General features: G+C 58.3%; 9 protein-coding genes. All 9 read right to left on the bottom strand.

Going from position 1 to position 12,384, the window contains the following annotated elements; genetic code table 11:
- Nucleotides 1-78: 78 nt before the first annotated feature.
- Nucleotides 79-2,640: a DUF5916 domain-containing protein gene (locus HMJ29_RS15245; protein ID WP_171592297.1), complete on the bottom strand. Its 2,562-nt coding sequence runs from the start codon at nucleotides 2,638-2,640 to the stop codon at nucleotides 79-81.
- Nucleotides 2,641-3,209: 569 nt separating this feature from the next.
- Complete coding sequence (locus HMJ29_RS15250) at nucleotides 3,210-4,043, bottom strand: DUF4097 family beta strand repeat-containing protein (protein WP_171592298.1); 834 nt, start codon at nucleotides 4,041-4,043, stop codon at nucleotides 3,210-3,212.
- Nucleotides 4,040-4,939: a DUF4097 family beta strand repeat-containing protein gene (locus tag HMJ29_RS15255; RefSeq protein ID WP_171592299.1), complete on the bottom strand. Its 900-nt coding sequence runs from the start codon at nucleotides 4,937-4,939 to the stop codon at nucleotides 4,040-4,042. The genes HMJ29_RS15250 and HMJ29_RS15255 overlap by 4 nt, the downstream gene beginning before the upstream one ends.
- Complete coding sequence (locus HMJ29_RS15260; RefSeq protein ID WP_171592300.1) at nucleotides 4,887-5,816, bottom strand: HEAT repeat domain-containing protein; 930 nt, start codon at nucleotides 5,814-5,816, stop codon at nucleotides 4,887-4,889. The genes HMJ29_RS15255 and HMJ29_RS15260 overlap by 53 nt, the downstream gene beginning before the upstream one ends.
- Nucleotides 5,794-6,363 (bottom strand): RNA polymerase sigma factor, encoded by a 570-nt coding sequence (locus HMJ29_RS15265; protein WP_317241567.1) that lies wholly within the window; start codon nucleotides 6,361-6,363, stop codon nucleotides 5,794-5,796. Before HMJ29_RS15265 ends, HMJ29_RS15260 begins: the two co-directional genes overlap by 23 nt.
- Before the next feature lie 192 nt (nucleotides 6,364-6,555).
- Nucleotides 6,556-7,719, bottom strand: a complete 1,164-nt coding sequence (locus HMJ29_RS15270) for an MFS transporter (RefSeq protein WP_171592301.1) — start codon at nucleotides 7,717-7,719, stop codon at nucleotides 6,556-6,558.
- Nucleotides 7,720-7,818: 99 nt separating this feature from the next.
- Nucleotides 7,819-9,870, bottom strand: a complete 2,052-nt coding sequence (gene tkt, locus HMJ29_RS15275) for a transketolase (RefSeq protein ID WP_171592302.1) — start codon at nucleotides 9,868-9,870, stop codon at nucleotides 7,819-7,821.
- Nucleotides 9,871-10,079: 209 nt separating this feature from the next.
- Nucleotides 10,080-11,078 (bottom strand): arabinan endo-1,5-alpha-L-arabinosidase, encoded by a 999-nt coding sequence (locus HMJ29_RS15280; RefSeq protein WP_171592303.1) that lies wholly within the window; start codon nucleotides 11,076-11,078, stop codon nucleotides 10,080-10,082.
- Between the two features lie 290 nt (nucleotides 11,079-11,368).
- Nucleotides 11,369-12,370, bottom strand: coding sequence for a glycoside hydrolase family 43 protein (locus tag HMJ29_RS15285; protein ID WP_244679184.1), 1,002 nt, complete (start codon nucleotides 12,368-12,370; stop codon nucleotides 11,369-11,371).
- Between the last annotated feature and the right edge of the window lie 14 nt (nucleotides 12,371-12,384).

The raw sequence follows: 12,384 nt of genomic DNA on the forward strand, positions 1-12,384 counted from the left end.
AAAAAAGCCCCTGCTGTTTTAGCAGGGGCTTTTTGTTCTATAACGTGCTGCTAAGCCAGTACGGCAGCAGCTGGGCAGTTACCGCTTCTTTCGGAAGCTCAGATAGTCGAGGTAATAGAGTACTTTCACTGATAAGGAGTTATTGTGGGGCGTGTTAATGGTGTTGTTGAAGTTATCGAAGTAAAGAGGTGTTGCCTGTTCAGCGAGCAGGTAGGTAGAGCCGGCGTTCTTCCAGACGATGCTCACCTGCGAGCCGGGCGCGAACCACCACGAGTACACGGCATCCACGTTGAAGGCGTTGTAGGTATTGTCGCGGTTGCGCTGGTAGGCCACTAGTTTCTCTTCACCATTGGGGCCCAGCTGGGAGAAATCGGCGTAGCGCACGTTGCTGGTGTAGTGGCGCGTGCGCAGCGTAAACGACATGCGGTTAGTGAAGGTGTAGGCCACGGATACCACATTGGAAACGGTGGCTACATCGCGGCGGCCGAGGATGACCTGGCCTAGGAAAGGCTTGTCGAGCGGCTCACTGGCACTCATGCCGCCGTTTACGTAACCAATCTGGTTATTCACTAGGCTCCAGTCGAGGCTATAGCGGAAGGTGAGGTGGTCGTTGACGCGGTAGCGGGGGTAGAAGCCAGCACTGTACTTCACGCGCCGCTCCCGGGGCAAACGCTCATCCAGGGCAAAAGTGCGGTTGCCAAGGTTCCAGCCGTACGAGAACTTCTTGCGCGTATCGGAATTGACGAACACCACGATGCCGGTGTTGCCGGGCACCCGCACGTAGTACTGGCCTAGCGGAAACGTGCGGGGCTCATAGAAATCGTGGGTGGTGGGGTTGGTGTCGAAGTCGTACCCCACCTGCAGGAAGCTCTTGGTGAAGGTGGTGTTGAAGCCCGTGTAGAAGCTCATGTTCTGGTAGAGCGTAGGCCGGTACAAAAGCGAGTGGCTGGCCTGCGCGAAGAAGGACATGTTATTCACCTTCCAGAACGGCTTGTACTTACGGTAGGCCACTTCCACCGACTGCGTGATATTGTTGTTGCCGAACAAGATGCCCAGGTCGTTGGGGTTGTACGACGCCGACTCAATACCGTGGTTCAGGCCCCAGGTGAAGTTGCCGCTGATCTTGCCCACGCCCAGCGTATACTTGTAGCCATCCTGGTCGTCGATAGGCCTATCGGAGCCGAAAGCGGTGCCGCGCCGGCGCGAATACACCAGGCTGCCATCTACGGCGTAGGCATTTTTCTTGTTGGCAAAGCGGAACAGGCCGCCCGTTACGTTGGCATCGTAGGTGCTGCCGGCGCGGGTTACGTTGGTGTTGATGAGCGAAACGTAGGAGTTGTTCTTGAGGCTCTGGTCCAGCACCATAATGTTGTAGTTGCTGAAGGGCTGGGTTTTTACCTCGCGCTCCTGGCCGGTTTCGGTGTTGCGCAGGGTAGCATACACATCATTGCTGAGGGCATTGAAAAACCCAATGCCTAGGCCACTCTTGGTGCGGCCCGAGACTTTGGTAGCGTTCAGCAAGCGGGTTTCGGCGGGGTTACGAATGATCTTCTCCGTAGCGCCCGCCTGCACACCGTAGAAGCCAATGGGCGTGGCCCCCACCCGCCGCGAGTAGAACAGGTTTCCCTTGTTAAACAGCTCGGTGCCCTCCGTAAAAAACTGCCGGTTCTCATTAAACTGCACCTCAAAGGGGGAGAGGTTAAGCACCTGGTTGTCGCTCTGCACCTGCCCGAAGTCGGGTACCAGCGTAGCATCTAGCGTGAAGCTCTCGTTGATGCCCCACTTAATATCGGCGCCACCGTTGAAGCTGGTGGTGGTGCGGCGCGTGCCCTCCGCGTTTAGCGGGTTGTGGTTTACGTAGCTTGATACGTAGGGCGTGAGTGAGAGGCGCAGCGGTGGCTTAATATTGCGCACGCCGCGCAACTCACCCCACTGGTTCACGAAGCCGCTGGCGGCGGGCTTCACCTCATTCCAGAAATAGGCGGCGTTGTCGCGCTTGCGCTGGCGCATAAAGTTCAGGCCCCAGAGCTGCTCTTGCGCGTTGCTGAAGCGGATGGCCGAATACGGAATACGCATTTCCGCCACCCAATCAGTACCCTGCAGAGAGGTGCTGCTTTCCCACACAGCATTCCAGTTGAAGTCTTCGCCGCCGGCTGGGGAGTAACGGGAATCAAGCTGCACGCCGCTGCTGGTTACAATGAAGCCGTAACCGTTCAGGTGGTCATTATAGGTATCGAGAAAGATGCCGAAGAAATCGGAGTTGCCGGTGTTGTCGCGCGCCGTTAGCTCCCGCGGGATGGAGTCGGGGGATACATCGTGCATGATGGCTCCCACGTAGATACTGGCGTCGTCGTAGAGCACGCGCACTTCAGTTTTCTGCTTTTCCGGTACGCCGGGGTTGGGGCGCTGCTGGGTGAAGCCCGTAGCAATGGGCGCCTGCTGCCACACGGCTTCATTGAGCACCCCATCCAGCTTAATAGCTTCCGTGATGCGCAGGGTTTGCAGCTGGCGCTTCGGGGCGGGAGAGGAGGCCCCGGTAGCAGCCGGGGGAGGGGTCGGGGTCTGGGCTTGAGCTAGGCCTAGGCCACTAGCCAGCCCCAGAAGCACAAATGAAAAACGCAGAATAGAGGTACGAGACATAGCCTGGCGGTGTAAGGAAAGAGTCAGAATAAGAGGAGGGAGGCGAAAAATCGGGCAAGCGCGTGCCCGGCAGCAGCAAAAGCTGCGCTGTTATAGGGAGCAGGAAAGGGAGTACCGGCCGAACGAATATTCGTTACAGATGCCGTAGCAGACTCAGCTATAGAGACGTCATATTTCGCGTCTCACCGTGGCGCTATTGTACTTAATCGGTTAGCCTAGTGGCCGTTTGAAGGGAGGGGGTGTTGGTATTCCAGCTCCCAAAATTCTTCGGGCAGATAAAGAATATCCTGCTTGATCTGGCGTCCAGTTGTCGAAGCATCTCTACCCCTGGCTACTCAACTGGCCTAGGCCTCTGCAACGAAACAGTGGAGGGGCTTCGGCTGCACTCAGCATAACCGTAATTAAATGACAGCCCACAGAACCTCAGCGCCCAAAGCGCAGAGCGGCTAACGCCAAGACGCAAAATATTGCGTCTCTACATCATCTAGTAGTATTAGAGACAGGCAGGATAGCTACCCGATAAAGGCGGAGCCTCTAGTTGCAGCTAGAGGCTCCGCAGGCTACTTCACTCACTTAGCCTTTCTGATGTAGATGTTGCCGTTGAGGGTTTTCATCATAAACTCAGGGCCGCCGCCGTTAATTTTGCCGCTGGTCCAGCTGTCCACGCTCACGCGGTAGGTGCCGTCTTTGGCAGTGCGGGTTACTTTGGGGGCGTTGTTGTCCACGGCCAGGTCAAAGTCGCTGTAGATTTCGCCACGGTCTGACTTCAGTTTCAGGTCGGCTTTGGCTTTGGCCGGCAAGCTCACATCAATCTTGCCGTTCACGCTGGAGAAAGCCATGGGCACTCCGCTGGTGATGTCTTTGAAGTTGGTGATAATGTTGCCATTCACGGTGTTGAGCACGGCTGAGCCGGCTACGTCTTCGAGGGTGATGGAGCCGTTGACGTTGGAGATTTCCAGCTCGCCGGCCACGTTTTGCACCGAGATGTTGCCCTCGTTTACGGTGCCAATCTGGAGGGAAAACTGCCGGGGTACTTTAATCACGAAGTCAACCGGGTTCTGCCACGACTGCGTTTTGATGTACACGTGGTTGTCTTTTTCCTGAGCCGTCACATCGAGGCCATTCACCCGGGATATGCGCCGCATACCACCCGGAGTGGGCTCATCAGAAGAGCCGGAAACCCGCCCGGCACCGCGGTTGGCTACGTCAATCACTACTTCCTTGCCGCTGGTGCCTTCTACCTTGATGGAGCCACCCACTAGTTTTAGGTGAAGCGTGCCAGGCTTGCCAGGCGAGCTGAGAGCCACGGTGAGTTGTTCTTTGCCAGCTTGTTGGGCCACCGTGGGCCGGACCCACGCCAAAGCGAGCAGGGTCAGGAGGGTTCTATAGAGGAGCTTGTTCATCGGGTTTGCTGTTTAATAGTGACGTTGCCGTTGAGGGTTTCGAAGCGGAAATCGGGGCCGCCCTTACCCAGCCGCACGGCCGTCTCTTTGCTGAGTTTGTATTTGATGCTCTGTCCATCGCGCTGCTGGTTTTGCGTCACGCGCGCTGGCAGTACCTCGGCCTTGGGGAAGTCGGTGAACATCTCCCCGTGCATGCTCTTGAAGTACAGGTCGCCGGATACGTTGGCGGGGTAGCTCACTAGAATGTTGCCATTGATGGTGTGGTAGGAAGCTGCTTTGGTGGGGGCCACGGCGTACGTGACGTTTACATCACCATTTACGGTGTGCGCCAGGGTGGCCTGCTGGGCATTGTTAATCGTGACCGGGCCATTCACATTGCGGGCCTGTAGCGGGCCGGTTACATCCTGCACCAGCATTTTACCCCCGTTCACCGTAGAAGCGCGCACTTCCATACCGGCCGGTACTTTCACCACAAAATCAAACTGGTAGGAGTAGTGCGGGCGCTCATTAGTATTGTTCCAGCTATCCTTAAAGCGGCCGTTCTGCTGTCGGTCGCGGTTGGGGCGGGAGTCCTGAGGGCCGGCTACGTACAGCAGCACACTGTCGCCGTGCTGCTCAAAACCGGGCTGGGCTTCTTTCTTGCCCTGTTCCAGCAACTCGGCGCTAGGCGCTTTAATGGTCTTCGTGATTTCCACTACCACGGTCTTGCCGCTGTAGCCCTGCACCGTCACGGAGCCGAAGATGTTGTAGAGGGCCAGCGTGCTGCTACCGGCACTGCCCGTGAGGGTAAATTCTTTGTTGATTTTCTCCGTGGCCTCGCGGTTCTGGGCTTTCAGAGAGCAGCTAGGCAGCCACAGTAGAGCCCAGATCAGGCTGAGTAGTAGGGGGCGTTTCATGATAGGTTGAGGGAGTAGAAGGTTGGGGAGCCTGGCCATCTGACAAGGACTCAATGCTTTGCTCGATTTTGTCTTTCACCTGCTCATTCAGGTTGTCCTGCTGGAGCAACTTGCGAAGAGGGCGCACCGAGCGGCGCTCCTGCAGGCGCACCATCACATCGGCCAGAGCCGATTGCACCAGGGGCGACTCCTGCAGAGGAAGGGAACGAACGAGGCCCTGGCGCACCATGGGGTCTTGGGAGAGCCCACTTAGTACCTCCAGCGAAGCGAGGCGCACGTTCACGTTGGGGTCTTGATTGAGGGTGCTGAGTAGGGCCGCTACCACCCGCTCATTGCTGGGCGCCACCTCTTCGGCGTAGCTCACGGCCCGCAGGCGCTGCACCGCCGAGGGGTTGTTCAGCAGCGCCAGCACGTTGGTCTGGTGCACATCGTCCTCTGTGGCGGCGGGCATAGTGGTGGCGGGTTGCTGCACGGCCAGCTCGGACGTCTCCGGGCGGCCTTTCAATCCGTAGCCTGCCACTAGGCCTACAATGAGTAAGGCAAGGCTGTAGGCCAGGCGTACGGCATAGGCTGGTTGCCACCACTCGCGCACCCGCTCCAGTAGGCCACTCACCGACCACCGTTGCTTGCGTTGCTCCTCCACCTGAAACTCGGCCAGCATAGAGTAGAAGCGCGGGCGCATCTGCTCACTGGTTGCGGGCACGGGCAACTCGCCCATAGTGGTCCAGAGGGCCTGCACAGTGGCCAGCTCCTGCTGGCAACCCGGGCATTGGGTTAAGTGGGCTTCTACGGCTTGGTGCTGGGCGGCTGGTAAGGTGCCCGCCAACCAATCCATCAGCTCCACTTGCACGCCCTCACAGTTCAACTTTGCTTCCATTTTCCAGTTTCAAATAAATATCCTTGAGTTGGCAGAGGGCCCGGTGCGCGCGCACCTTTACGGCTCCTACCGTGGTGTCGAGCAGCTGCGCTATCTGCTCGTATTTCAGCTCCTGAAAGCGGCTCAGCACGAGCACTTCCCGTTGGTCGGGGCTTAGCCGAGCCATGGCCCGGTGGAGCAGCTCCACATCCTGCGACTTCTGCAAACTGCCATCGGCGGGGGTACCGCCGGCAATCTTCTCGGCTAAGTCAGCCACGTCTTTGTGGTGGAGCGAGGGTTTGTCTTTCTTGGCGGCGTCGGCTAGCACGTTGCGCGCCAAGTGGTACATCCAGGTTCTGAACTCGCCCTCACCCGTGAAGGTGTGGCGGTATTTCAGCATCCGGTAGAATACATTCTGCACCAGATCCTCACTGACCGTGGCGTTACCGTTGGAGTGGTAGAAAAACGCAAACAGCGGCCTATGGTAACGCTCGAACAGCAGGCCCATTTTATCAACCTGGCCGGCCTTCACTTGCAGCATGAGCGAATTATCAGTGAGCGAGTTCAAGCGGTTGGTCGGTGAGGTGTGGGAGCGTATTCGGCGGTGGAAACTGCGCCTTTTCACGAAGGTTACAGCTTACGGTGAAATATTTTTTCTGAGGGGTAACTGATAAAACATCAAAAACAGCTGCCTCAGCCCACGCAGTATTGGCGTGAGCTAAGGCAGCTGTTTCTGATAATGGACCTAAAAATAGGTGTCCTAAGCCAGTTGTTTAGCTGGCTTCCGGGTAGGAGAAGGCAATGCGGCCAGCACCCCAATAGCCGCGCCCAGGCCAGCTACCAGTGCAAATGACACCCGCAGGCTCGATATCTCGGCCACAAAGCCAATAAGAGGTGGGCCCAGCAGAAACCCGAAGTACCCGATGGTAGATACCATCGCCAATGCCACGCCCGGCGACACGGTAGTGGATTGCCCGGCGGCGCTGTAGGCCAGGGGCGTAACCGAGGCAATGCCAAACCCCACCAGCAGAAACCCCACCACCGATGGCACAAACGCCGGCCACACCACAGCCGTGACCAGGCCTACGGTGATGAGGGCGCTGCTGATCTGCAGCATGAGGTTGGTACCGAGACGGTGAGTGAAATAATCGGAGATGAAGCGGCCAAGGGCCATGGTGCTCATGCACGCCACGTAGCCGGCCGTAACCAGCGTAGCATCGGGGCGCACTACTTTCTGGAAGTACACGCCGCTCCAGTCGAACATGCAGCCCTCGCAGAGCATCCCGCAAAACGCAATCAGCCCGATACGCAGCAGGTACGGTTCGGGGCGGCGCAGGCTGGGGCCGCCAGCCTCTGCGCCGGTATCTTGCGGAAGGGTGCGTTGATGGGCCAGCACCGTCAGCAACAGGCCTAGAACCATCACCAGCAGAAAGTGCCAGAGGGGTGGCTGTTGCCACCGAATAAATAAGGTGCCTAGGGCTCCACCCAGAAAGCCCGCCAAGCTCCAAAGCCCGTGGAAAGAGGCCATGATGGGTTTCCCGTAGGCCTGTTGCACGCCTATTGCTTGCGTATTGACGGAGATGTTAAGCAGGTTGCCGGCAAAGCCAAACAGCACGAGGCTGCCCGCCAAGCTCCAGAAGCCCGGTGCCCACCCCAGCAGGGGCAGAAATAAAGCATACAGGCAAGTAGCAAGCAAGACCACCGCCCGGCTGCCGTGGTTGTGCACTAGCCAGCCCGCCACCGGCAACGCCAGCATAGAACCCACCGGTAAGGCCAGCAGTAACTGGCCTAGCTCACCTTCACTGAGCCCAAGTTTTAGGCGGATGTCGGGGATGCGGGAAGCCCAGGAGGCAAAGCACAGCCCCGCCACAAAGAACAAAGCGCTTACGGCAACGCGCCGCTGAGCAGGCGTAATTTCAGCCATCGTAATGCGGTAAGAAAACGGGGAGCCATACTATGGCTCCCCGCTGGTATTGTTGCTCTATACTTATGAATACCGTCAAGCATGATGGGCTTCCAACCATTAGGAAAGAACTTCTTTCTTCTCGATGTCGGCGGGTTGGCCTTGCAGCACCCAGTTAGCCTGCTTTACCACGTTCTCTACCGTGAAGCCGAAGTACGCCATTACCTCCTCCCCCGGGCCCGACTCGCCGAAGCGGTTCATGGCAATGACGGTGCCTTCGTCAGTCACGTACTTGTGCCAGCCGATGGGCGAGCCAGCTTCCACAGCCACGCGCTTGCGCACGTCGGAGGGAAGCACCTGCTGCTGGTAGGCCTTGTCCTGCTTCTCAAACAGCTCCCAGGAGGGTAGGCTTACCACGCGGGTTGGCACGCCTTGTTGCTGGAGTTGCTCCTGGGCCTGCATCACCAAGGATACTTCCGAGCCGGTGGCTAGCAGAATCAGCTGGGGCTTGCCGCCTTCGGCTTCGCTGAGGATGTAGCCACCCTTGGCCACACCTTCGCGGGCCGAGCCGTACTTCTCCTGATCAAGCGTCGGCAGCTTCTGGCGCGACAGAATCAGCACCACCGGCGACTTCGGCGTGGTCATAGCAATGCGCCAGGCTTCCACCGTTTCGTTGGCATCGGCGGGGCGAATCACCACGATATTCGGGATGGTACGCAAGGCAGCTACCTGCTCTACTGGCTGGTGAGTGGGGCCGTCTTCTCCCAGACCGATGCTGTCGTGGGTGAACACGAATGTGGCAGCCGACTCGGCCAGGGCCGTGAGGCGGATGGCCCCGCGCATGTAGTCGGAGAAGGTGAGGAAGGTGCCGCCGTAGGTGCGCACGCCGCCGTGCTGGGCCATGCCGTTCATGGCCGCGCCCATGGCGTGCTCGCGCACCCCAAACCAGATGTTGTTGTGCTCGTAGGCGCCGGGCTGGAAGCTGGCGTCGCCGCCGGTGGGCATCTCGTTGGAGCTGGCCAGGTCGGCGGAGCCCCCAAACAGGAAGGGTACGCTTTTCTTGAGCGCGGTAAGTGCCTTACCGGAAGCCTGGCGGGTAGCCATGGCGCCATCGGCAGGCGTGAAGACGGGCAGTGAGGCGTCCCAGCCTGCGGGGAGCTCTCCCGCAAACGAAGCCCGGAACAGTTCCCACTCTGTGCCGAACTCCTGCTGGTACGCCTCTGATTTCTGCTGCCACTCGGCCTGAAGCTGTGCACCGCGCTGCCCGGCTTCGGCCAGGTGCGTGCGCACTTCTTCGGGTACTACAAACGTGGCCTCGGGGTCGAAGCCAAAGAACTCCTTGGCCTTCTTGACATTGTCGGGGCCGAGGGGAGAGCCGTGTACTTTGCTGGTGCCTTCCTGGGGGCTGCCGTACCCGATAATGGTCTTCACGGAGATGATAGAAGGCCGCTCAGTTTCCTGCTGAGCCGCTTTAATGGCGGCCTCAATGCCATCGAGGTCGTTGCCGTCCATCACGCGCTGGGTGTGCCAGCCGTAAGCGTCAAAACGGGCCAGAGCATCCTCGGTGTAGGCCAGGCTGGTGGGCCCGTCGAGGCTGATATCGTTGTCGTCGTAAAGGTAGATGAGCTTGCCGAGCTTGAGGTGGCCCGCCAGGGAAGCGGCTTCCGAGGCAATGCCTTCCATCAGGTCCCCATCACTCACAATAGAGTAGGTGAAGTGGTCCATCAGCTCGTGGCCGGGCTTATTGTACACGGCGCTAAGGTGCGCTTCGGCCATGGCCATACCCACGCCGTTGGCAAAGCCCTGGCCGAGCGGGCCGGTGGTTACCTCCACACCCGGCGTCAGGTTCGACTCAGGGTGGCCGGGCGTTTTGGAGTGCAGCTGCCGGAAGCTCTTCAAGTCATCCAGCGACAAGTCGTAGCCGTAGAGGTGCAACAGGCTATATAATAACGCTGAGCCATGGCCTGCCGACAGCACAAACCGGTCGCGGTTCGGCCACGCGGGGTCTTGGGGGTTGAAGCGTAGAAAGCGTGAAAACAGCACGTAAGCCATTGGTGCGGCCCCCATGGGTAGGCCCGGATGGCCTGAGTTTGCGGCCTGTACCATGTCTACTGATAGCAGACGAATGGTGTTGACACTCAATTCAGCGAGAGAAGGATTCGGCTTGGTCACGAGATGGCAGAAAAAAGTGGGAAAGGTGCTAAGCTACGGCTTCCAGAAGCCCTAGGCCACCTTTCAAATAGGTTGTGTACGAGAAAAAGGACCGGAAACGATACCGAAATCGACGCCGGTAGGAGAAGCATTCTTTCTGCAATAGAAAGGTATGAAACAGGGAGTTAAAACACAAACGATTGTGTTACACAATTTCCTTTGTGCTGCCACTATAGCTGCACCACCGGCCAGCCCGCGGCGTCCCAGCCCAGCTTTTCAATGCGCAGTTTAGAGCGGCCCTGGTCAGCGGCGTCGTAACCATGGAACACTAAGTAATCGGTCTTGTTGAACGTATAGACGGAGTTATGGCCCAGTCCAAACCAGTTTTTGTCGCCGGCCAGTACCTCGGTTCCGCCGCCTTGGTCTAAGGCTACCCCAGCCTTATCTACATAAGGGCCCTTCACGTTTTTAGAGCGGCCCACCATGATCTTATAGGTGCTTTGCGGGCCCCGGCAGCAGAAGTCAAAAGAGGTAAACAGGTAGTAATAATCGCCCTTACGGAAGATAAACGGCGCTTCAATGGCACCATCGCCGGGCAGGGAGTCGTTGAGCTGGGGTGAGCGGGGGCGCTTGGCAATAGTGCGCCACTGCTGGGGCTCGGCCGGGGCCGCTAGGTCAGGTTGCAGCTTCACCAGCTTTATGCCTGACCAGAAAGAACCGAAAGAAAGCCATGGGGTGCCTTTTTCATCCCGGATCAGGTTGGGGTCGATGGCGTTCCACATATCACGCCCCGGCACCGACTGAATTACGCGCCCATGATCTTCCCACTTGAAATCCTTCGACTTGGGATCGAGGGTTTTGTTGGTGGCCAGGCCTATGCAGGAGGTGTTTTTTCCGAATGCTGAAATCGAGTAGAATAGCGAGTACACCCCATTGTGGTAAGAGATATCGGGCGCCCAAATGTGGTTGCCCTTAAAGCCCGGTACCGCTTGCGTAGCCCAGGCCGGCGCCGCAGGGAAAATAGGCTGTTCCCGCGTCCAGTTCTTTCGGTCCTTTGACGACCACACCGCAATGCCCGGCCCCGTGCAAAACATGTAGTAGGTGCCGTTCTCCTGGGCCATCACCGGGTCGTGCGCCGGAATGAGCGCCGAAGTAGTTTGGGCTGATGTGCCAAAGTGGCCTAGCAGGAGAGCCAGCACTAGAAACTGCTTCAGAAGAGTAGAGTACATAAACGATTGTGTAATGTTGGTGGGTGGAGTTCGGCCGGGTGTGCTAGCCCATAATGTCGGGCTAGTCACACGGTTTTGCCAACTGATTGCTATTACACTCACCCGTCGTGTTGAGCGGAGTCGAAGCATCTCTACCGCTTCGTTGCAGAGGCCTTAGCCAGTCTGACGAACATTCACTAGCCCAGGGTTTGAACCCTGGGCTAGTGAGCAGGGGGGCGTTGGGCCAGTTGATTAGCCAGAGGTAGAGATGCTTCGACAAGCTCAGCATGACGCTTATTATAGCTGGGCCACTACTTGGCGGGCTTCACGCCTTCGGTGGTCATGACTACGCGCTTCATCGTGCCATCCTTGTTGTAGTACAACTGGTCGATGCAGACGGAGCGGCGGAAGCTGCCGCCATCGGTGGGGATGCTGCCGTTGTGGTAGATGAAGTACGACTGGCCTTTGAAGTCGATAATAGCCTGGTGGTTGGTGTTGGAGTTACCGGCTACCTCGTTCAGAATGCCCTTGAATTCCCAGGGGCCCTCAATGCTGCGGCTCATGGCGTAGGCAATCTTCTCGGGGAACTGGTAAGCGTAGCTGAGGTAGTACCAGCCGTTGTGCTTATGAATCCAGGGCGCTTCCGTGAACTTGGGCAGGGTGGTCACCTTGTTGATGGGGCCGTCCAGCTCCGTCATGTTCGACTTCAGCTTGGCCCAATAGCAGTTGGTGTTGCCCCAGTACAGGTAGGCCTGTCCCTTGTCGTCGATAAAAACAGTCGGGTCAATGTCGTCCCAGGAGATAGGGCTCTCCGTCATGTTGTTGGTGATGATGGCCGAGCCGCGCGCATCCTTGAACGGCCCCGTGGGACTATCTGATACGGCCACCCCAATGGACTTGCCCGGTATTGAGCCATGCTCTACGGCCACGTACCAGTAGAACTTGCCGTTGCGCTCAATCACCTGCGAGGCCCAGGCATCTCCCTTCGCCCAGGAAAACGCCTTCACGCTCAGGGGGGAGGGGTGCTCCTTCCAGTTCACCATATCGGTGGAGGAGTAGCAGAGCCAGTCGTTCATCACGTAGCGCTCCTGGCGGGCGGGGGCCTCATCGTGGCCGGTGTATAAGTACACTGTGCCCTTATATACCATAGCGGCTGGGTCGGCGGTGTACTTGTCTTTGATGATGGGGTTGCCCGCCACGGGCTCCGGCAGGGCCTGCCCCAGCGCCGTAGTGGGCGCCAGGGTAGGAGTGAGAATTGCTAGTGCCAGGCCAGTCAGCAGGGCGCGCATACCTGGCCGCAGAGAGAGTTTCATGGTCATAGCTGCGG

This window comes from Hymenobacter taeanensis (assembly GCF_013137895.1).
GTDB classification, from domain to species: domain Bacteria; phylum Bacteroidota; class Bacteroidia; order Cytophagales; family Hymenobacteraceae; genus Hymenobacter; species Hymenobacter taeanensis.